Here is a 22442-nt window from a genome sequence, read left to right on the forward strand (position 1 = left end):
GCTCGCCGGTGACGGCCTCGCCGCCGAGCCGCACCGTGCCGCTTTCGGCAGCCTCGAGGCCGCAGATGGCGCGGAACAGCGTCGTCTTGCCCGCCCCGTTATGGCCGACCAGACCAACGATCTCGCCCTCAGAGATTTTGATATCGACGTCCTCGAACGCCGTCACGGCGCCGAAGCGCACGGTGAGCTTGTCGACCTCAAGCATGGCCAGCCCCAAAATAGATTTTCGTCAGTTGCGGATCGGCTTCGATTTCGGCCGGGGTGCCCGAAGCGCGCACCCGCCCTTCGGCAAGGAAGAACACCGTCTCGCAGGCGCCGCGCACCACGTCGAGATTGTGCTCGACCAGGATGATGGTATGGCCCTGCTCGCGCAGCCCGATGATCTGCTGCAATACCTTTTCGCGCGAGGTGGGGTCGATGCCCCCGGTCGGCTCGTCGAGCATCAGGATGCGCGCACCCGAGGCCAACAGGCACGCCAGCATGACCGATCGCTGGTCGCCATAGGACAATTCGCTCGCCTTGCGGTCCCCCAGATGCGCGACGCCGACCTTTTCGAGAAAGCCATCAGCCTCCGCCCGCATCGCCGCCTTCTTCCTGCCCGTGCTCATGAGTGCCGGGATGAGGTGGTGCGACACTGCGGGGAGGGCGACCATTACGTTCTCGCGGGCCGTCAGCGCATGAAACAGGCGCATGCGCTGGAAGCCCCGGGCGATGCCCATCCGCGCCACCTTGTGCGGCTGCAGCCCGGTGATGTCCTGCCCGTTGACCAGCACGGTGCCGGCGGTGGGCTTGATAAGGCCGGTGATCATGTTGAAGACCGTGGTCTTGCCCGCCCCATTGGGTCCGATGAGCCCGGTGATGCGCCCTTCCTGAAAGGAACAGGTCACCCCGGCCACCGCCTTCTTGCCACCGAAGGATTTTTCCAGGTTCTTGAGTTCGATCATGTCAGCGCGCCCTCACAAGGCCGGTCGGCCGCAGGAAGCAGAAGCCGATGATGATGAGCCCGTAAAAAATCTGCCGCAAATTGCCCAGCACCTCACTGGGGAAGGGAAAGAAGCGGAGCAATTCGGGCAGGATGATGAGCAGGGCGGCGCCCGCCACCGGCCCCCACAGCGTTCCCATCCCCCCGATGAGCACCATGGAAAGGATCAGCACCGAGGCATGCACGTCGAAGGTGAGGGGATCGATGAAGGTGTAGTAGGAGCCGTAGAGCGCTCCCGCCAGTCCCGCCACGCAGCCGGCAATCACGAAGATCTTCACCTTGGCGGCGATGACATCCTTGCCCAGCGTCTGCGGGACGATCTCGTCCTCGCGGATCGCCTTGAGCAGCAGGCCGAACGGCGAGCGCACCAGCACCGACAGCGCGATGAAGATCAGTATGGCGATCAGCGTATAGGCGATGAGAAAATCCAGCGGCTGCGTCAGCGTGAAGCCGAAGATGCTTGGCTGAGGAATGCGATGCAGGCCCGCGCTCCCGCCGGTGATGCCGTCGAGATTGACCAGCAGGCTATAGAATACCTCCTGGATGGCAAAGGACGCCAGCACCAGATAGTCGCCGCTCACCCTCAGTGAAGGCAGGCTGATCGCCGCACTGACTAGCGCTGAGGCGACCAGTGCCACCCCGACCGCCGGCAGGAAACCCCAGCCGAAGGCCTGCATGGTGAGGGCTGCCCCATAGGCGCCGACGCCGAAGATCGCCGCATGGGAGATGGTGAACAGGCCCGTATAGCCAAGGAGAAGATCCAGGCTCATCGCCAATATGGCAAAGAGCGAGACCGTGACCAGAATTCCGATGATGTATGTTGCCATTACATGCTCGATTGTATCAGTCGACGTCCAAGCAGGCCGGTGGGGCGAACGAGGATGATTGCGAGAAAAAGCGAATAGGTGAACGCGGCTTGCCAGCTGCTGGGAATGAAATACAGCGCGACGTTCTCGACGAACCCGATAAGAAAGCCGCCGATGGCCGCGCCCAGCATGCTGTTGATGCCGCCTAGGAACAGCGACATTGCGCCGATCAGCACCACGGGCAGGCCGATATAGGGCGATACCCCGGTTCCCGACAAAAGCAGCATCACCGCCGCGATGGGCAGGATGGCCGAGCCGAAAGCAACGCAGGCCATGCGGATCGGGCCCGTGGCGATGCCCTGGAGCTGCATCAACTCCTCATCGCCGATCAGGGCCTGCACCTTGCGCCCGAAATCGGTGCGGTAGAGTACGAACAGCGCCAGCCCCACCACCGCCACGGCGATGATCGGGGCGAGGATCTGGGCACGCGAGATCACGACGCCCCCGACGATAATCGGTCCGCCCACATCAACCAGCAGGGTTTTCTGCGAGGGCCCGAACAGGATCGAGAGCAGGTTTTCCCCCACGATCGTCACCCCCAGCGAGGCCATGACGATCACCAGCATGCTGGCCCCGCGCCGGCGCAGCGGGCCGTATATGCCGGCCTGGCAGCCCAGCCCCCCGAGCGTGGCGAAGACCACGCCGGCGAGGATGGCGGGAAGGAGACCTATCGTTGTCGCCAGAGCGACAACGATAAGCGCCGAGCCTGAATAGACAGCTCCCTGCGCGAAATGCCAAACCTTGGTGGTTGCGAAAATCAGCGCAAACGAAAGCCCGAACAGGGCGAAGATCGACCCCGCATAGACCCCGTTGACGGCGAGCTGAAGAAACAGGTTCATTGACGGTCGCTCCTATTGGGATGCGCCGACGCGGTCGACCAGCACGAAGGCGCCGTCGCGGACACCCTTGATGATCACCGATTTGGACACAGTGCCATCGTCGCGGAACACCACGTCGCCGGTAATGCCCGGGAAGTCACGCCGGTCCATGATCGCGGCGCGCAGCGGCTCGCCGGCCCCCCCCGCCTCATCGAGCGCGGCAGCAACGATCATCATCGCGTCATAGGCGTAGCCGATGAACGGGCTGGTGAAATCCTCGCCATATCGGGTCTGGTAGCGCTGGGCCACGGTCGCGATAGCCGGGTCTTCGCTCGCGGGATCGAAATCGGTCTGGGTATACAGCAGGCCCTCGGCCGCCGCGCCCGCCGCGTCGAGGAAGAGCTGGCTCTCCATGCCGCCATAGGTGAGAATCTGCACATTGGGCATCAGCGCCTTGATCTGGCGCGTGGCCGCTGCCGCCACGTCGACGTCGCCCACCAGATAGACGAAGTCGGGCTGGGCCGCCGCGATCTTGGCCACTTGCGGCCCGTAATTGGTGTCGCTGGCCCGGAATGATTCGATCGCCGCCATCTCGCCGCCGAGCTGGGTGAACTGGCGTTCGAACTCGACGACATTGGTCTGCCCGATATCGTTGGAGATATAGAGCGCCGCGCCACGGTCGAAATCGAGGGTGTCATAGGCATAGTTGGCCATCACCGCGATGTCGAAATCGGCGAGCTGGATGACGCTGAAGGTGAATTTGCCGATTCCCGCCATGGCCGGGCTCTGGGCGCCTACATTCATCATCACCAGCTCGCGCTGGTCGGCCAGGGGCGCGATGGTGGGCAGCACGGCGCTGCCCGAGGTGATCAGCACGTCGATGCCGTCCACCGTGGTCAGCTTGTTGAAGCCTTCGAGGCCCTTCTGCGCCTTATATTCGCTGTCTTCGGAGAACATCGTGAAGCGCTGGAAGCCGGCGGCCTCGTTCAACTCCTCGATGGCGATTTCGACGCCGCGATTGGTCCAGTTGCCGATCTGGCCGCTGGCGCCCGAGGTGCCGACCAGCACGCCGACGCGTACCGGATCCTGCTGTGCAAATGCGTTGTTGCCAATGCCGAGCAATGCGGCAAAGGCTGTCGCGATAAGAAGATTACGACGATGGACCATCCTGTGGGTCTCCTCCCAATCGGTTGCGGCCACGTTCTCTTAAAAAGAACGACCGTTTCTTATAAATCGCATGCGTTGGTTCCTATGTCAACCGAACCTGCCGGGGTTGACACCGAACTTTCATTGGTTCCTATGTCAACCGAACCTGCCGGGGTTGACACCGAACTTTCATACGCAATACACAGAAGGAAACATATGATCTGTTTTACGAAACAGCAAAAAAAGATCTGGGATGGGTTTTATGAACGATATTAATCTTCTGATCGGCGGAACATGGAAGCCGGCGTCCGATGGCGGCCGACGCGATGTGATCAACCCGGCCAATGGCGAGGTTGTCGGCCAACTGGCGGTGGCGACCGATGCCGATCTCGACGCGGCAGCTCAGGCCGCTGCCGCTGCCTTCGCAGGCTGGAAGAATACGCCCCCCATCGAACGCGGCGCCATCCTGCGCCGAGCCGCCACCCTGATGCGGCAGCGGGCCGACGAGTTTGCGCCCATCATCACCCGCGAAAACGGCAAGACTATCGCCGAATCCATGGCCGAAGTGTCTTGGGCCGCTGATTTCTACGAGTGGTTTGCCGAGGAGGCGCGGCGCATTTATGGCCGGACCGTTCCGGCCCGCATGGCTGGCGTGCGCCAGTTTACCAATCTCGAGCCGGTCGGGCCGGTCCTGGCGCTGAGCCCCTGGAACTGGCCGCTGGTCCCCTTGTCGCGCAAACTTTCCGCCGCGTTGGCCGCTGGCTGCACGGTGATCGCCAAGCCAGCCGAGGAAACCCCTTCGGCGGTCGCGTTGCTCGCAAGGATCTTCGCCGAGGCGGGGCTGCCGGACGGCGTCCTCAACGTGGTCTATGGCGACCCGGCCCATATTTCGAGCCGGCTGATCGCCGCGCCCGAAGTGCGCAAGATTTCCTTTACCGGCTCCGTGCCGGTCGGGCGGCTCCTTGCCCGACAGGCCGCCGATCATTTGAAGCCCATCACCCTCGAACTCGGCGGCCACGCCCCCGTCATCGTCTTCGACGATGTCGACGTCGACGCCGTGGTCAGCAAAATCGTCCCCATCAAGTTCCGCACGGCGGGGCAGGTCTGTTCCTCACCCACCCGCTTTTACGTGCATGAGAAGATCGCCGCCCAGTTCACCGAAAAGCTGGCCCGCGCAGCCTCCGACCTCAAGGTCGGCGATGGCGCCGCCGCCGGCACCGAAATGGGTCCGCTGATCAGCGCCCGCCGTGTCGATGCCGTCGCCGATCTGGTTTCCGACGCCGTCTCCCGGGGTGCGACGCTGACCAGCGGCGGCCAGCGCCCGGAGGGCAAGGGATTCTATTACCCGCCCACCATCCTGGCCGGGGTGAAGGACGACGCCCGCATCATGTCTGAAGAGCCGTTCGGGCCCGTGGTCCCCGTCACCACCTTCGCGGACTATGACGAGGTGATCGCCCGGGCCAATTCGACGCCCTACGCCCTTGCCGCCTATGTGTTCACCCAGTCGCTGGAATTGGCTCACAAGGTCGGCGCCGATCTCAATTGCGGCAATCTGGGCGTCAACACCTTTGCCGTCTCGCTGGCCGAGGGGCCCTTTGGCGGCAACCACGACTCCGGCTATGGCAGGGAGGGCGGCACCGAAGGCATCCAGTCCTACCTGACCACGAAATTCGTGGCGGAGTCGGCCAGATAATTACCGAGGGCTGGGGCGGGTATCCGCCCCTCGTCCCTTGCAGATGAACCAGAAGGGTTTCCCCCGATGCGTGTCAACATTTCCGATTTGGCCACCCGGGTTCAGTTCAGTGTAGCATAGCAGGCTGCCGATCCGTCTCCGCTTTGAGAGAATATCGAGCTATTCATCGAGTGAAACCACGCGCCAATGGCGTCCTGTGCGGGACGGGGCGCGGACCCAAAGGTCAGCGAGAAAGTCGGGCCGTCCGTTGAGGGCTGCGCGCAGTTGTTCATGTCGAGCCCGTGCAGCATCGCTTCGCGCGAACCGAACGCGACATACGTGCGGAGGCGTGCGAAAAAATGTTTTGGGCCACCGTATAGCCGCAGCGCAAAAGCCATGCGCTTTGATGTGGCCGCCGTACGCGAGCCTCTCTGGCCTGATTTATGATTCCGGCGCGTCGCGGCAGAGGGGTGGCGATTTGCCAAGCTTCTGGTGTCGAAGCACGACCTGAAGGGAACGCATTCTTTAGTAATACAAATCATCACTTTGGATTGGAGACAGTTGTCATTCAGACCCTTTCGCTCCGCCACTATCAGATTGCAAACTCTCAACAGCCCGAATTGAGCGTCGAATTCCGTTTGATTCAAAGGGTACCGGTTCTGGCCGAACCTTAGAGACTGGTGTAAGGCCGATTCCGGTCTCTGGGAAAGCTTTGGTCTCAACCCGGCATGGACGCGGGTGCCGGACGAGACTGGTGAAGCTCTTGCTGCCGGCTTGATTGTTCGGATGGTCCGCAAGCAGCCGGTCTTGGGGATTCCGTCAGACGTCCTATCAGGTGGCCTCGTGCTGACATTAAACATGTGGCGCCCCGACGGCGCTATGCGATCGGCAAACGTTTGGCGCAAGGCAAAGGCATTTTTATGTTATGCTATAACTGTGCTCTACCCATCAACTGAGCATAGAGCGCGCGAGTATGCGCTGAGCCGACGACGCCGAATTCCTCCATCAGATTGCGCTCATATCGCTGAAATATCTGTTGCAGACGTGCAAAGTCGCGTTGTTTTGCAGCTTCCATCATAAGGAGACGGAATGCCTGCTCGTTGCTGGCATCTATCGTCAGTAGCTTATGCGCGCATGAGGTTCGCAATGCAGGCGAAACCTCGATCGCCCCGACAAGTGCGAGCTCAAGCTTTTCGATAACCGATTCACGGAGCTGGGCACGCCGTTCCGCCAGCCAGTCCTCGAATGGCTCGCTCGACTCGGCAATATCCGCCAGCAAATCGCCCCCATAATATTCACACAAAAGGGAAATGTCAGCGGGTTCATTGCCTTTCAACGCCTTGATGACGGTGGCGAGATCCCAATTCAATCGCGATGGATCGACATGCACCAGGCTGAAGTTCGCCTCGATCAGGCGAAAATCGTGCTCGTCCTGGAAGCGGCGAATACGAACCAGATTTTGACGAAGGTTAGCAGCAGCCTGTTTATGATCGGCCTGAGGCCAGAATATCCAATCAAGCTTCTGGCGGGAAACTGTATGGGTCCTACTCGATAGATACAGGTAGCAGGCAATGCGGAAAATGTTGGAAGGAATCGATGACAACAACCTTCCATCAGTCTTTACGCTGCATACTCCCAGGGTGTTTAGCGTAACGCGATAAGGCTGTCCCGCTTTCTGCGTTTGTGCCATGTTGGTCACCGCTGATGATCAAGAATTTCTTGTCAAGCATCAGTAAGCTGACCATCATACATTATCCACATGAAATGGCAAAGTATAAATAAAAAATAAAGATCCTGCAATCTGTCTATTAAATATCCACGGTTAGTATTGGATTTTATTGCATCGTATAAAAGAGAATATAATTCGGTTAATATCGATAATCTCGTTTATAGTATTTGCAATATTCTTCATCTCGTCCTCATCGATCGGCTGAATCTTCCCGTATCTGAGGGTATTCCCGTGATCTGCGATGCGGAGAAGCTGTGTCGACTCGATGTCGCCATGCTCATCGAAGGAGTAGATGCAATGGTTGTAATTGTTGCGGATACGCGCTGCGGACTTCATGCGTTTGACAAGCGGGGAAAGCTGCGCGCCGATGGCTTCATCGACCGTCTCAAGCCGCAAGAGTCGATCGATCAGGTCAAGCCGGGCTCGTGACGTATTCAACGTCAGGAAGGTGACGATCGCAACCTCCTTGCTCGTGCCCATAATGAAGGACAGCAGATAGATCAGCAGGCTTTCCGTGTTCGTCCAGGCGTAGTTCAGCTTGCCAATCAATAACAGGAGCTCTTCGTTGCGCATGGCGGAGCCGTCAGGAGTTTGGTCGGATAACACCAAAACCGCCGGATCCTGCGGGTCGTTTGGCAGGCGAAGCAGGTCTTTGGACGAATTTTCGCCGATAGGCAGCGGCGGCTTGGGTCCGGTTGGTAACCTGAAGCTTGGATAGCAGATTGTGAACATGCACTTTTACCGTGTGCACAGAAAGCGACATCCTGTGCGCGATGAGCTTGTTCTGGTAACCTTCTGCGATCAACTCCAGGATCTGGCTTTCGCGTGCCGTAAGGCAAGGTAGAGCCGGAATCTCGTTGTTGGCAGCCTTGGGCTCAAAAGAGGGACTTCTCATCGTTGTCCCGGTACCCTGCCGGAGGCTTTGGGCGGGATAATATTCTCCGCCGCTCATAAGTAGAGAGAGGGCTGCAAGCCATACATCCAGCTTGAGCGCCCATGGTAGAATTCCCTGAACCTTTCCGGCAGCGAAAAGCATGTCGCATTGGTCGGCTTGCTCACTGTTCTCATCGAGAAGCAGAGCAATGGCCGTGTTAGGATAATGCGCGCGACAGGCGGCGGTCAGACCGCTCATCTCTTTGCTGCAATTTGCATCTATCAGGGCGAGTTGCGGATCATGATCAAGGTCGGGGAGAGCCCCGTCTGCCTCTGTCACATACACCTGGGATCCGCGCAGACGGTCCTGCATTGTACGTGCGAGGCATTGAAACAATGCTCCGGCATGGGCAACAACGAAGACGATCCTCATCGTGTCAAAATCAAGCGACGCCGTACCGTACACTGCTTTGCTGCTTGTCATGACGCCCTCTCCGGCACACCCTATCCTTAACTGCTTATGGTTAACAGACGTAAATGTTAGTAAAAGCTAACAGGCGATGCGTGACTCGAACGTGACATATGAAGGTTAGCTCGATGAGCTGAGCTCGCGCTAGCCCTTTCATAGGCGAAAAGCGTTACTCGCCATCCAACGAATGTGCGCTGGCAAGTTCGAAACTGATACACCCGCCGGGAATAGGCCATCGAATGATGTAATAACGATTTAGCTCTTTGGATCGAAATAGATAAAAAGAGCGTCCAGCGTCCCCTTCATAGTCAATTTTACTTAAGCTTGATTGCTGTCTTACAAATCCACAAGCGATCAGTGATGGTTTTCGCGCGTGGCCAGAACCACTCGGGCTCTGGTCAGAACGCAAAGGTGGGACGAGCCGATAGCCCCGTTTGAAATGAAGAGGGGTGGGTCCTTCCGCCGCGAACTCTCCATTCAAGGAGCAGTAAGATGGCCATTAACAACAACTCCGTTAATGAAAGCCTGCTTGTCGGACTGGACAACGTTGCCAGTACTAACAGCAATCAGAACAACGACAACAGCAATCAGGGTAACGATTATCGGGATCAGTCTACCAATCTGGGTCTTGGACTGACTGACTCTCTCAATGACAACTCGAACCAGGATAACGATTACTCGACCAATACCGATGTGGGGATCGGGATAGAGGATTCGTTGAACGATAATTCGGATAATTCCGACAACTCGAACCAGGACAACGATTATTCCACTAATACCGAGGTCGAGATTGGAATAGAGGATTCATTGAACGACAGTTCGACCAACAATTCAAACAACGACAATTCGAACCGGTCGCAGACTGACTCGAATAATGACAACTCCGACCGCTCGCAGACAAACTCGCATAACGACAATTCTGACAATTCTACCAACGCTTCGCATAACGATGCGTCGACGACCGTCGACGTTGCTCTGGACGTGGCAATTGAGGATGCCTTCAACGACGAGTCGATCGCCAACTCATACAACGATAACAGCACGGATGACAGCACGGCCTTCGGCAATATCAGCCTCAACTTCGAAAACATCTTCGATGGTGCGTTCGGTGATGGCAATGGAAATACGGCCTTTGCCGTAAGCCAGGTTGCCGACATCGTCGATCAGGATACGCTGTCCGGCTTTGCTCAGCACAACAATGGAACGTTTAATGCTCAGGCCTATGCCGATGATGCGAGCATCGGAGGAAGCTGGGACTATATCGGTTCGGACAACGGAAATGGTGACAATGGCGTGACCGACGTCACGACGATCGCCGATGCGCGCGCTTCAGCCAGTGGTACCGCGTTCAACATGGAAGTCGTGATGGGCGCCAATCTGCAGCAGAACGCGTTCTCTGCCAATGTAGTCGGTGGCGATATGGTCAGCGAGACCAACTCCGGCGACAGCTTCTAGGCTTTTCTGATCTCAAGCCCGGCCTGCGCGGAAACGCGCAGGCCTTTGGCTCCCATTGAGGGCATTCCCGTTCTCGCTTGAAGTGGAGATCAATCCGTGTTCATTCCAAATGACGGGAACACCGAGATCATTGCGCACTTCATCGGCTATTTTCAGATATGCATCGAAGAAGTCCGTTACCGGCCCGATTTCGACCCGTTTGCTAATATCGCCACGCAATCGCCTGAACCCGGAACACTGGATGCGCGCAGCTTTCAGTTTCGGGAATCATTTGAACTGAGCATCTCCTCGCCGAAATTGAGTTATGTTCCGTCTGGCTACACGATCGTTACAGGGCAGGTGGAGCATTCCGTTTCCTTCGACCAACTTTCGGTAAGCATCCCTCGCCACGAACTGCCCGCCCGACCGTCCCAAACGCAGCCCGATAGCGGCCCAACCTTGATGCAGCAAGAGCTCATCATAATGCCCGAGCCGGGCTCGACTATTCTTATTGCCTCCCAGTACAAATATCTGTCGGATGACGATGTGCTCGTGGTCGGAGACATCGATTTCATAGGCGAACTCCGTACCGAGGCCCACGCCGAGCTCGAAGCTCTTTCCCATCACGCACTCAGCGTCTCGTCGGGTCTAGCGGAACTGGCCGATCTGCGATCGGTCGCGCAGGTGGTCGAACTTGTCGATCAGGCGCCATCCCTGGTGCAAAAGCTTTCTGCGGAAGACTTTCAAGGCTTCGACAAGTTCGAAGTAAAACTCGGTGACACACTCGACGGCTTCTACAGCAACGGCGTCAGTGTCGAAAAGCAAGTAACAATGGCGGACAGTTTGCCGCTCGTCCAAGATCTGCCTGATATGAAGGAGGCAGATCAAGGCGACTTTGCCTCGATTTTCATCGACGCCGCCGAAGCACCGACCACGATGAGTATATCAAGCGGCGGAAACATCTCCTGGAACGATACGACCATCGTCAGCGCCGGACTGGCGCCTGCCGTATTTTCAGTGGCTGGCGATTATCACCGCTTCGACGCGATATATCAGACCAATGTCCTGCGCGATATTGATACTGTTGACGACAACTGGCCCGCTCAGAATCTGACAATGGGCGGCAACACGCTGCAAAACAGCGCAGGCTTCGTCAATCAGGATTACGCCAGCTATAGCGGCACCGAGAGCCCGGCGAACGGCATGCCAGAAAATTGGAGCGTGACCAGCATCAATGGGGACATGATCTTTCTCGATTGGGTGCAGCAATACAATTTCACGCTCGATAACGACACCCAGATACTGACCGCGATGGGGACAAACACCTTCATATCGACGGGGCTGAACATCGGGTTCAACGATCTCTCCTTCGCCAATCTGGGGCAGTACTTCGACCTCGTACTCATTGGCGGCTCACTCTATGACGGAAACTTCATCGTACAAACCAATGTGCTGCTCGACAGCGACAATCTTTCCGTTCTGGATAATTCGAGCGCCTATCTGGGTGACGCCGCGACTGGTGAAAACTTACTATGGAACCAGGCTACGATCCAAAACATCGGTACCACGAACTGGCAGCAGGGTTTGCCCGGCCATTATCAGAGCGCGCTGGATAATCTCGCCCAGGGCAACAAGGCGATGCCATCGGGCTTTACCAACGACAGCGTGCTGGACGGCCTCGGCAATCTTAAGGTTCTCTACATCTCCGGAAACGTCTACGACATTCATTACATTGACCAGATCAATATTGTCGGCGACGCGGATGATCTTGCGATCTATGAGGCGAGCCTTCTGGAAGCCCAGGAAAGCGTCTGGAAAGTATCTACTGGCCACAACATGCTCGCCAACAAGGCAACGATCCTGGACTATGACAGCCTGGGCGAGGTCGCCTATGTTGGCGGCCAGATCTATAGCGATGCCGTGCTCGTGCAGGCGGATTTACTGGAAGGTCTGGACGACCGAACGACCACCCGCGGCGATGAAATTGCCAATGAGGTTCTCGCCTTCCTGGATGACCACACTGACCTGTCCCCGCGGCTGGAAAGCCATCCAGCGATCAAGAGCATGGCCGACTACGGCATAAGCTCGGACATGTTCCAATCAATGTTTGCTTAAGGCGCAAGATCATGTTGACGAAGGGTTCGCAAAACAAGCCGTTCGGCGAGCCTCCGCAGGCTGGCCGGCCGAACGAAGTACAAGGCGGTGCCGACAAATGCCTTGCCGATATCGATGCCGCTGTGCGCGACCTAAAAACCCTTGCAGCGTATGAAGGTTTAACGCCCAAGGGACTGGCCAATACCAACGGCCAGGCAAGCCCTGCCGGCGCGCGGGAAACGAGTGGCCGCTCCACAACGCCTTCAGCCCAATCTCGCGCGCGGTTGGAAAATTCTTTTCAGCCGCAGCCGATAACTGCCGAGCCACGCTCGCCGGTCGCCGAGCCGCAGGCGCGCGAAGAAAGCGCTCCACCCCGTTCGCGCACGGAGGTGAAGATCGGGCCTGTCATCGAGGGGGATACCGGACTGCTTGCACCGCATAAGAAGGCGGACAGCAGCGGAGGCGGTTCTGGAGCCAAGAGCAGTCCGCCCAATGGCGGCGGGGGAGGGGGCGGCGCACCCGTACCGGGGAGCTTTCCCAAGCGTGTGGAAATGCCCGATTTTGCGGTGGCATTCAAAAATGGCCTTGACGCCGTGCGCAAAAATATCGCGATCGTCATGGTCTTCACGATAATGACCAACATTCTAGTGCTGGCGATACCGATTTATCTGTTCCAGATCGCGGATCGCGTGCTGACAAGCCGGTCGGTTGACACGCTGGTGATGCTCACGGTGGTCGTTGCGGCGGCGGTCATATTGCAAATGGCGTTCGATGCGATACGGCGTTTCATCCTGATGCGCACGGCGGTTGAAATAGGAGCGCAGCTTGGGGCGCCGGTGCTGGCCGCTGCCGCCCGCTCATCCCTAAACGGCTCAGCACGCGATTATCACGTGCTCGGCGATCTTCAGCAGATCCGCTCCTTCATCACGTCGGGCACACTCCTTTCAATTCTCGACGTACCGATCGCTCCGCTTTTCGTGCTTGTGGTGTTCCTGATTCATCCCCATCTCGGCTCGATTGTCGTTGGCGCATCCTTGCTATTGATCTTCACGGCCTACGTGAACCAGCGTATGACGGCGCAACATTTCAGCGATGCAAACGGCTTTAACAGCCGCGCAACGCTGCATGTCGACTCCATGTCGCGCAATTCGCAAATCATCAATGCAATGGCCATGATACCCGAAGCGGTTCGTATGTGGGGCCGCGACACTGCATTGGCGCTGCGTTCCCAGGTGCGCGCTCAGGACCGCAACATCGTGATCAGCAGCGCATCCAAATCGCTGCGGCTCTTAACGCAGGTCGCAATGCTGGGGTGGGGCGCCTTTCTGGCGATTAAGGGCGAGATGACGGGCGGTATGGTGATTGCCGCTTCGATCATCGCCAGCCGTGCTTTGACGCCTATAGAGGGTGCCATTGAGGGCTGGAGTGGCTTTACGCAATATCTAGCTTCCTTCCAGCGCGTGCGCGCACTCTTGCAGACCTCGCCACTGAACTTCCAGCGGCTGCTTCTGCCTACGCCTCAAGGCAGGCTCGATGTCGACCGTATCCTTTACGTGCCGCCACCGACCAAAAAGGTCATCCTCAACGGTATTTCGTTCTCCCTGTTGCCAGGTGAAACGCTCGCCGTGATCGGCAATTCGGGCTCCGGCAAGACCACGCTCGGCAAGATGCTTGTTGGATCGATCTTGCCTACTTCCGGTAATGTCCGGCTCGACCTGATGGATCTGCGCAATTGGGACCAGCGGCAGTTTGGCGAGAATATTGGCTACCTGCCTCAGGACGTGCAACTCTTTCCCGGATCCATAAAAGCAAACATCGCCCGCATGCGTGACGATGCCACCGACCAGCAGATATTCGATGCTGCCATTCTGGCCGACGTGCACGAACTGATCGCTTCTTTCCCGCAAGGCTACGAGACCTTTGTGGCCGCTGATGGCGCGCCGCTTTCAGGCGGGCAGAAGCAGCGTATTGCGCTAGCCCGTGCGTTTTTCGGCAGTCCGCGGCTGGTGGTACTTGATGAGCCGAACTCGAATCTCGATTCGCCTGGCGAAATAGCGCTCGCCAAGGCTTTGCTGCACGCACGCAAGCAAAAAATAACGGTTGTCACGATCACCCAGCGCACCGCGCTGCTCAACCACGTTGACAAGATTCTGGTGCTGAACAACGGATCGGTGGCGATGTTCGGCTCCCGCAACGAGATCCTCAAGACGCTGGCGAATAAAAGCCGCAACACCGGCTTGGGCGGAATGATCGATAATTCGGGAACCGGGCCATGAAAACCGATGTGACCGGGTATAATCCGCTGAACGAATGGTATGCCAACGTTCCCCGCTCCATCCGAGCCCAAACCATAGGCGGACTGACCTTGATGTTCGTCGTATGTGGTGGTTTCGGCGCATGGGCCGGCCTTGCGCCACTGGCATCAGCGGTCATCGCGCCTGGCAGCTTTGTTGCCACGGGCAAGAACAAGATTGTGCAGCATCTGGAAGGCGGCCTGATACGGGAAATCCTCGTGCAGGAGGGCGATCATGTGAAAGAGGGCCAGGACTTGATCCAGCTCGACAAGACCGCAGCTCTCGCCAACGCGCGCCAGCTCCATTTACGCACGCTGAGACTGGAGGCAACTCTGGTCCGGCTGCAAGCGGAATCGCGTGGAGAAAGCGAATTCATGGCGCCGGCATCGATCGCGGGTAAGCTCGACGACGCGGAGATCGCCGCGATCATGGACAGCCAGAAGAAAATTTTCGATTCAACGCGCCTTAAGATCGAGAACCAGCTTGGTTTGCTGCGCGAGAACATTTCCGCGCTCAACCATCAGCTTGATGGCATAGAAGGCCATGCCGACTCCTTGCGCCGGCAGCGCGCGATCCTGCAAAGTGAGTTGGACGTCAAGACCGAGCTGCTGGAAAGGAGCATTGTCACCCGCTCGACCGTCAACATGCTGGAGCGTGCAGTGGCGGACGCCGATGGCGCTATCATTCGCCTTGAAGCGGAAGCTCGCATGGTCATGACGCAGATAGCGAAATACAAGATGGAGATGATCCAGGTCGTAGATACTGCAAAGAATGTGGCCTTTGATGAAATTCAGAAGGTTGAGGCCGAACTGGATGCTGCGCGTGAGCAAGGGCGCAACGCCAGAAGCGTGCTAGGCCGCACGGCAATCCAGGCTCCCGTGTCTGGCATTGTCGTTCGCAGCTACTATCACACCGGCGGCGGCGTTATCGAAAGCGGACGTCCGATCATGGAGATCCTTCCATCCGGCGAGCCTCTCATTATCGAGGCGCAGGTACCGCGCATGCAGATCGACGAGGTTCGTCTTGGCCAGTCGGCCTCTATCCGGCTGAGCGCTTTGAACCAGCGCACGACGCCCATCCTTGAAGGTGAGGTAATCTATGTTTCTGCCGATGCCGTGACTGCATCGGCGTCTTCGCCGTCAAAGGAAATCTATATCGTGCGTGTCGAGATTCCCGGCGAGGAACTGCATCGTGTGAAGGGTTTCAATCCCACCCCCGGTATGCCGGCCGAGATCCTGATCCAAACCCGCGAGCGCACATTCTTCCAATATATCGCCAAACCGATTAGCGACAGCATGGCCCGCGCGTTTCGAGAATACTGAATGGGTTTTCCTGGCTTATCTGGGATGGTGTCCGTGTTCGCGCAGCTTCAATATGGTGTTTCTTGCCTGCGTCGCATTACGTGAAGATGAGATGGACGCGGCTCCCCGCAAGAGCGCAATATCTTCAAACTTGCGGTGCTAGAAAAGTAAGCCGGAAGAGATTGCATCCATTTCGGCGCCGATCTGGCAGAGAATGTGTTCCTTGTCCGTACCCTCTGCAAGACACTTGATTAATGATCAAGACACTTGATCTTTGATAATGTCAGGCGCATTCGGAGCGACGCTAAGGGGAGAAGGTTGGCCCCAATCTTCTTACCCCCGCAATCCCCATGTTCCCATCCAAAATGCGTTGGAGCCAGAGCCTCTAACCTTCCGCTCCAGTTAGACAGTCTTGTTCTTTACTCCCTAGGCCAGCCGCATCTGGGAGGCTGCGGCGGGTCACTCTTGGTACTGGAACGCGGGGTCTGCTGCCTTTGTCATCAAGGGCCACGACATGGTACATCCCGAGGCTGACCAGGCGACTTTTTGAGGCAGCGTGCGCCCTTGCTGCCTTTTCTCTCCTTGAGGTCACCACCGTCCCGTCCTGGTAAACCCGCCAGCCATTTCCTCGGTGATCAGCATTGACGGCCTTCGCTGCACCTCATGTTATTCCCCAGCCATCACATGCCGATATATCTATACCACAGCGAGAACGCGGGGACCGATACTATCAAGACAAGAACTGCGTACGCCATCGCCAGAAACCAGCCAATGTAACGGAAAAGCTCCCACACGGGTGTATCGTTTACCTTTGCGGCGACAAAGATGTTTGCGGCAAGGGGCGGTGTCAGCAGCCCGATCTCGATCGTGGTTACCAAAATTATACCAAAGTGGATCGGGTCAACTCCAAACTCTATTGCCGCCGGAGCCAGTAGTGGTCCCATAAGAAGCACGGCGGAGTTCGTCTCCATGAACATGCCAATAATGGTGGCTACAAGGACCGCAAGGACCAGGAAGCCGGCCTGCGAGTAGACGATTGTTGAAGCATAAGCAGCAATTTCTTGTGGGATCTGATTAATGACGAGCGTCCTGTTAAGGAGGGCGGTCATCGCGATGATGAACAATATTGCTCCAGAACTAACTGAGGCAGAAAACAAAGCGCGTTTGATCGCATTTGGTTTTCTCTGTCCGGTAAACAATGACAGGAGAAACGCGAAAATACAGCCGACGGCGGCCGCTTCGGTGGGTGTGAAGATGCCCCCGTAGATGCCACCTAGAACAACGACCGGAAGCAACAGAACCGGAACTGTCGCCCCTGCCGAGCGCACCTTTCCGAGTCTTCCATCAATAGCACCAGAGGTTCCGGTTACTTCTGATGATGCTGTTTCATGGCCATTTGGCAAGACTTTCCGCGAGAGGAAATAATGCACTACCGCAAAGCCGAGCAGCATCATGAGGCCTGGCACCAGCGTCGCGATGAAAAGCTGTGATATTGATACCCCTACCGCGGCGCCATAAAGAATTAACGGTATGGAAGGCGGAATAAATACGCCGAGTAGTCCGGCGGCCGCGTTGAGAGCGGCGACATAGCCACGAGGATAGTCGCGTTTTCTCATCTCGCCACCAACGATGCCGCCGATGGCTGCAACAGTCGCAACCGAGGAGCCCGTTATCGCGCCGAAAATCCCGCTTGCACCGAGAAAAATATAACCAAGCGAAGCTCGTAACTGCCCAAACATCGTCTCGCATAGACGAATCAGCTTTGGAGCGAGACCGCCGCTCTGCATAATCGATCCGATCAGCAGAAAAAGTGGAATAGCAAGCAACGGGAAGCTGAAGACTGCTTCATGCGGCACTGAACTCAACGATGCCAGCGAAACCTTCAGCTCGCTGCCGAGCACAAATATACCCAGCGAGAAGGCAACCGCGATCGGTGTTCCAATCAGGAGCAACAGAAGAATACTGATGGAAAGCAATACCATACCTAATGAGTCCTGAATCTTGCAGCAGTTCTGACGATGCTGAAAACGCTATGCACCAACATCAGCACGCCGCCTCCGACCATGAACGCTACCGTGATCCATACGGGGATACCGGTTGTTATCAGCCGCTCATTGAAAGTGTAGGAGAACTCCATCAATCCGTACGAAGCCCAGATGAAGAACACGCTGAAAGTGACGAACGCAGCATCAGCGATAATTTCCAAGGCCAGTCGATACTTCGGGTTGGGAATCGCGTCCACAAGATCCAGTCGGATGTGCTCGCGAATATTGGAGCACAGCGCCGCCCCGATAAAGGTGAGCGGCAACATTGCTGAGAGTGCCAGTTCTGATAAATCAACAAGCGGCAGGTTGAAAAATCGCGACACAACGTTCGCGTTGACAGCCACCATAATCACAAGCAGCGCACTCACGGCGACCGTGGTCTCCAAGTAGAGGAGTAACCGCTCAAGGCGGTTAATACTAAGAAGAACCGGGCCCTCCGGCCGCGTTTGATTGGATTTCACCGTCGCTAGTCCCCAATTCCGCCTCCTGTTGTAAACTGACAACAGGAGGCGGTTTATTTTTTAGTTTGCACCCGCCGAGATCTTCTCAACTTCTTCACGAACCGCAGAAATGCGATCGGCGCCGAAGACTGGTTCTAGATCCGTCCAGGTGGAACGGCCTACTTCGACGAATGCGCTCATCTGCTCGGGAGTCAATTCCACTACCTCGACCCCCATTGCCTTAACCGCCTCAACCGCTTGGGCGGTCGCCTCTTCGGCTTCGTTAAACGTTTCTTCCGAAATTTCCCGTGAAACCTCGAGCACCGCCTCCTGCTGGCCAGGTGTCAACTTGTCCCAGAAACGCTGGCTGATGACTATGCCTGAAATACCGAACAGATGATTGGTCAGCGTCATGTATTTCTGGGTTTCCATAAGTCCGGACGTATGGCTGAGGATTGGGCCATTCTCCTGACCGTCTACGGTGCCCTGCTGAAGAGCAACGAAAAGTTCTGTGAAGGGCATAAGAACAGTCTGCGCGCCCATTTTGTCAAAGAGCGCCTTGATTGCCGGAGAATTGTAAATACGGATCTTCATTCCGCTCACATCATCCGGCGATACCACTGGCTTGCCAGAATTGGTGATAGAGCGAAATTCGATCGAGTATGTTCCCAGATAGCGAATACCCAATTTGTCGAGAGCTTCGGCATGGGTCTTCCGGATGACACCTTCCTCATTGAGGAACAACTTTCGTGCTTCGTCGAAGTTCGTCGCGGTGTAGGGCAAGGAATGAATGTCTAAAACGGGATCAAGACCGCTCAAAGGGCCGAGATTAAGAAAAGCAAACTCAAGCGTGCCTCGAGCAAGCTCGCGTGCCATTGCTTCGTCGCTTCCGATCTGACCGTTCGGAAACACCTCGATTTTCAGCGCGCCATCTGTGGCGTCGTTGATACGCTCTACGAAGCGGTGCGCAGCCGCCCCAAGCGGGCTGTTATCCGCGTAGACATGGCCTAGACGCGCCGTCATAACATCCTGTGCCTGGGCCAGCATTGTAGAGGCGCCTATTATCAAAGAGGCAAGCCCATATTTGACGAGTTTCATGTTCTGTTTCTCCTAAGCTTCGCTAGGTTTGATGCTTTCAACGAGTATTACCGATTGAGAAAATTCACCGACGTTCCGCCACACACGTTAAGAACTTGACCGGTGATGTAGCGGGCGCGATCGGATAGCAGAAAATCAAAGGCGACAGCGATGTCGACCGGTTCAGCAACGAACTGGACCGGGATCCCTTCCCGGATGCGCTTTTGGATGAAGGCACCGTCGGGGTCATTGTGCGTTTGCAGCATGTATGTATTCGTCGGTCCAGGCGCGACGACATTAGCGGTAATGCCATAGGGGCCTAATTCCAAGGCCATTGTTCGAACAATGCCTGACAGGCCTGCCTTGGCTGCCGCATAGCCTACACGCTCCTCCTTGCCGAGAGCGGCGCGGCTTCCTGTTCCTACGATACGTCCCTTTCCGAGGCGCTTCATCGAAGGAATTAGAACCTGGGCAAGGGAAATCAGCGAAATGGTGCTGATGTTGATTTCCTTAGTGATGCCTTCGACTGTAGCCGCTTCGACCGAGGCTGGAACGCAGTAGCCCGCAACATGTGCTAAGCGCGTTACATCCTTGCCATTGATGGCGGCTTTTACGACATCAGCCGCCTCAGACGGGTTCGCCAGATCCGTCCTGACGAACTCCTCGTAATGGTCATTTTCCGGATCGATGAGATCAACCGCTAGGACCTTTACGCCGCTGTCCTTCAACAGCTTCGCGACTGCCGCGCCTATCCCACGACTTGCACCGGTAACCACAGCCCACTCAGTCATGTGTACTCCGAAGTTTCAACAATTAATTGTCGGACGATAAGACAATGATGCAGGGTTGCAGTCAACCGTCCGGAGCGAGTTTGCGCCTCAAAATGCTTCAAGCAGGGCTTGTGACAGGTGCAGGAAGGTCGAGGCGGTAGATTCGCTCCGCTGTGCGGGAGAACAATGCCGACTTCTCTTCGAGCGAGAAATTGTGAGTCAGGCGTTTGAACGCATTCCATAATGTCCGGTAACTTGACGAAACTGCATCTACCGGGAAATTGCTCTCAAACATCGCCCTCTGGGGTGAAAAGGCCTCGATACAAGTTTCAACGTAAGGCTTCCATGCCTGCGCTAATTCTTCAGAGCTTGGCGGTTCGGCTCTTTCGTGGAAGTCAAAGCCAGCGGTAGGCATACCGAGACCGCCGATCTTAACCACTGTGTTTGGATATTGAGCTAGGCGGCGCATTGAGGCATCCCACTGCTCTCGCACTTGGTTCATCTGGCCGCGATAGGGACCGACTCCGAGCGGCCCCCCTGCATGATTGATAACAAAGATGATTTCTGGAAAACGCTTGACCAACGATTCGGTGTCGTCGAGCGCATCATGATGTACCCAGGCTTCAAAGATTAGGGAAAATTCAGCGAGCTTTGCCAAGCCCTCAATGAAGCCAGGCCGCCGGAAAAGGCCTGGTGTTGTCGTTCGCACTTTCGATCTTTGGTCGCTGAACTGGCGGATCCCACGTAACCGTCCTTCCCCGACCTCTACTTGAGCGGCAAGGACCTCCGCAATCGACGCGCCAATATGCAGGTCCGCATAACCGACAATACCGGCGCAGATGCGAGGACCGTTATATCCCTCAACATTGAACTGTCTCGTCATTCGCGCGATGTGCTGCACTTCCCCAACGGATCGGAAATGCTCGGGACCATCTTCAAATATCCCTTCAGAGCACTCGATGAACACGCTGGCGACGATGTTGTGCCCATCTGCGATGTCCGCCTGGAAAGCGGATAGCTCATAGGGAGGACGAGGACCTCCCCACAAATGATGATGTGGGTCAACTATTGGTAGCGAAGGCTCCAGAACCTCTTCCGGCTCTGCCGCGTTCCAGCCAGGTCTTGCACCGGTGCCGACGAGCGGCAGGAATTCTTTTTCATCGTCACTAAGCGTCATCGCGCACCCCTTCTTTACTCAACGCAGCGATGCTGGATGTCCCTTGGGCAGTACTACCCCGGCGGCGCGCCAAGCATCTTCCCGGCGCCGTAAGAAGTGCCGCTCCACTTGTGGAGCCAGCGTCCAATCCGGATCAGCACCCAGTGATTGTGCTGCACCTATCGGCCAATTAGGGTTGCTTAGAAGCTCGCGTCCTATCGCGACCAGGTCTGCCTTGCCGCCTCTAATGATCTCGTCAGCCTGAACGGCGTCGACAATCATCCCGACGGCCATCGTCGGTATATCCACTTGACGACGAAGAGCGGTTGCATAGTCGACCTGGTATCCCAGTTGTGCGGCGGCGGCGGTTTCTATGGGGGAAATGCCTACCAGACCGCCTGACGAGCAGTCTAACGCATCCACCCCTGCTTGCTTTAGCAGTCGTGCCAGACGGACGCTATCTTCAAGCTCCCATCCGACCTGGTCGATCACCGACAGCCGAACGAAAAGCGGCTTGTGCGCAGGCCATACCGCACGGATCCCCTCGACAATCTCCATAAGGAAGCGAACCCTATTCTCAAAGGAGCCGCCATACGCATCGCCACGCTGGTTGGAGTAGGGGGATAGAAACTGGTGGATGAGATAGCCATGAGCCGCGTGGATCTCGAGTACCTTGTAGCCTGCCTGATCAGCTCGCGCAGCTGCGGCGCTCCAAGCCGTGATCACTTCGGCAATGTCAGCGGCGCTCATCTCACGTGGAACGTCGTGCTCGCTTGTATGAGGCAGCGGACTGGGGGCAATCATATCCCAGTCATCCCAGTCGGCGATACCCTCGGAGGTTATTGCTTTGCGGTTCTGCCATGGAGGCAACATCCTTGCTTTGCGGCCACAGTGTAACAACTGGATGCCAGGCGTAGCACCGCAAGATTCAATCAGGCGCACGATCCGACTGAGCGGAGCAATGAAGTCATCATGCCATAACCCGAGGTCACCCAGCGAGCCGCAGCCGCGGCGCTCAACTGCTGTTCCTTCCTGAAAGACCAGACCAGCCCCACCAGCAGCGAGCCGCCCGAGGTGCATAAGGTGCCAATCTGTAGGGTACCCCTTAGAGCCGCAGTACTGCCACATTGGTGACGCGACGATGCGGTTTCGTATTTCTATCTCGCGCAGACGATAGGGAGAGAAGAGACCAGTAGATGTGTTATGCATTGGCTTTCCGATGTTGACGGATTATCCGACAATAAATTTTCTTCCCGATGAAATCAACCGCGCGACA

19 protein-coding genes are annotated in these 22442 nt (G+C 56.8%); 5 read left to right on the forward strand and 14 right to left on the reverse strand.

The features are described 5' to 3' along the window. From HUS57_RS00080 to HUS57_RS00100, 5 genes are all read right to left on the reverse strand, one after another. A partial coding sequence (locus HUS57_RS00080; protein ID WP_173930905.1) for an ATP-binding cassette domain-containing protein occupies positions 1-205 on the reverse strand: 205 nt, incomplete at its 3' end. Then, positions 198-944: an ABC transporter ATP-binding protein gene (locus HUS57_RS00085; protein WP_173930906.1), complete on the reverse strand. Its 747-nt coding sequence runs from the start codon at positions 942-944 to the stop codon at positions 198-200. The genes HUS57_RS00085 and HUS57_RS00080, both read right to left, overlap by 8 nt. Position 945: 1 nt before the next feature. Then, entirely contained in the window at positions 946-1809 is an 864-nt protein-coding gene (locus HUS57_RS00090) for a branched-chain amino acid ABC transporter permease (protein ID WP_173930907.1), read from the reverse strand. Continuing rightward, positions 1809-2687 (reverse strand): branched-chain amino acid ABC transporter permease, encoded by an 879-nt coding sequence (locus tag HUS57_RS00095; RefSeq protein ID WP_173930908.1) that lies wholly within the window; start codon positions 2685-2687, stop codon positions 1809-1811. Before HUS57_RS00095 ends, HUS57_RS00090 begins: the two co-directional genes overlap by 1 nt. A gap of 12 nt (positions 2688-2699) precedes the next feature. After that, complete coding sequence (locus HUS57_RS00100) at positions 2700-3833, reverse strand: ABC transporter substrate-binding protein (protein ID WP_173930909.1); 1134 nt, start codon at positions 3831-3833, stop codon at positions 2700-2702. Between the two features lie 241 nt (positions 3834-4074). Here HUS57_RS00100 and HUS57_RS00105 point away from each other — a divergent pair, with 241 nt between their 5' ends. Next, the gene (locus HUS57_RS00105; RefSeq protein ID WP_173930910.1) at positions 4075-5505 is read left to right on the forward strand and encodes an NAD-dependent succinate-semialdehyde dehydrogenase; all 1431 of its coding nucleotides are present in this window, start codon (positions 4075-4077) and stop codon (positions 5503-5505) included. A gap of 907 nt (positions 5506-6412) precedes the next feature. Here the strand turns inward: HUS57_RS00105 and HUS57_RS00110 are convergent. The 3 genes from HUS57_RS00110 to HUS57_RS00120 all read right to left on the reverse strand — a co-directional run bounded on the left by HUS57_RS00110 (position 6413) and on the right by HUS57_RS00120 (position 8570). Beyond that, positions 6413-7174, reverse strand: coding sequence for a BTAD domain-containing putative transcriptional regulator (locus tag HUS57_RS00110; RefSeq protein WP_173930911.1), 762 nt, complete (start codon positions 7172-7174; stop codon positions 6413-6415). A 132-nt stretch (positions 7175-7306) separates the two neighbouring features. Then, positions 7307-7819: a hypothetical protein gene (locus HUS57_RS00115; protein WP_246727666.1), complete on the reverse strand. Its 513-nt coding sequence runs from the start codon at positions 7817-7819 to the stop codon at positions 7307-7309. Beyond that, positions 7797-8570, reverse strand: coding sequence for a response regulator transcription factor (locus tag HUS57_RS00120; RefSeq protein WP_173930912.1), 774 nt, complete (start codon positions 8568-8570; stop codon positions 7797-7799). Before HUS57_RS00120 ends, HUS57_RS00115 begins: the two co-directional genes overlap by 23 nt. Before the next feature lie 477 nt (positions 8571-9047). Here HUS57_RS00120 and HUS57_RS00125 point away from each other — a divergent pair, with 477 nt between their 5' ends. From HUS57_RS00125 to HUS57_RS00140, 4 genes are all read left to right on the forward strand, one after another. Then, a complete protein-coding gene (locus HUS57_RS00125) occupies positions 9048-10010 on the forward strand; it encodes a hypothetical protein (RefSeq protein ID WP_173930913.1) in 963 nt (320 codons plus the stop codon). A 96-nt stretch (positions 10011-10106) separates the two neighbouring features. After that, complete coding sequence (locus tag HUS57_RS00130; protein WP_173930914.1) at positions 10107-12104, forward strand: hypothetical protein; 1998 nt, start codon at positions 10107-10109, stop codon at positions 12102-12104. 11 nt (positions 12105-12115) lie between these two features. Next, positions 12116-14359, forward strand: coding sequence for a type I secretion system permease/ATPase (locus HUS57_RS00135; protein WP_173930915.1), 2244 nt, complete (start codon positions 12116-12118; stop codon positions 14357-14359). Continuing rightward, complete coding sequence (locus HUS57_RS00140) at positions 14356-15699, forward strand: HlyD family type I secretion periplasmic adaptor subunit (RefSeq protein ID WP_173930916.1); 1344 nt, start codon at positions 14356-14358, stop codon at positions 15697-15699. The genes HUS57_RS00135 and HUS57_RS00140 overlap by 4 nt, the downstream gene beginning before the upstream one ends. A gap of 659 nt (positions 15700-16358) precedes the next feature. Here the strand turns inward: HUS57_RS00140 and HUS57_RS00145 are convergent. The 6 genes from HUS57_RS00145 to HUS57_RS00170 all read right to left on the reverse strand — a co-directional run bounded on the left by HUS57_RS00145 (position 16359) and on the right by HUS57_RS00170 (position 22375). Next, positions 16359-17660, reverse strand: coding sequence for a TRAP transporter large permease (locus HUS57_RS00145; protein WP_173930917.1), 1302 nt, complete (start codon positions 17658-17660; stop codon positions 16359-16361). Between the two features lie 2 nt (positions 17661-17662). Beyond that, on the reverse strand, positions 17663-18091 hold the full coding sequence (locus tag HUS57_RS00150) for a TRAP transporter small permease (RefSeq protein ID WP_173930918.1): 429 nt from the start codon (positions 18089-18091) through the stop codon (positions 17663-17665). A 153-nt stretch (positions 18092-18244) separates the two neighbouring features. Beyond that, positions 18245-19261, reverse strand: a complete 1017-nt coding sequence (locus HUS57_RS00155; RefSeq protein ID WP_173930919.1) for a TRAP transporter substrate-binding protein — start codon at positions 19259-19261, stop codon at positions 18245-18247. Between the two features lie 47 nt (positions 19262-19308). Continuing rightward, a complete protein-coding gene (locus HUS57_RS00160; RefSeq protein WP_173930920.1) occupies positions 19309-20031 on the reverse strand; it encodes an SDR family oxidoreductase in 723 nt (240 codons plus the stop codon). A gap of 97 nt (positions 20032-20128) precedes the next feature. Then, positions 20129-21187 (reverse strand): amidohydrolase family protein, encoded by a 1059-nt coding sequence (locus HUS57_RS00165; protein ID WP_173930921.1) that lies wholly within the window; start codon positions 21185-21187, stop codon positions 20129-20131. Positions 21188-21205: 18 nt separating this feature from the next. Further along, a complete protein-coding gene (locus HUS57_RS00170) occupies positions 21206-22375 on the reverse strand; it encodes an NADH:flavin oxidoreductase/NADH oxidase (RefSeq protein ID WP_173930922.1) in 1170 nt (389 codons plus the stop codon). Positions 22376-22442: the final 67 nt, after the last annotated feature.

The sequence above is a fragment of the Chelativorans sp. Marseille-P2723 genome (assembly GCF_902809845.1).
Lineage (GTDB): Bacteria > Pseudomonadota > Alphaproteobacteria > Rhizobiales > Rhizobiaceae > Chelativorans.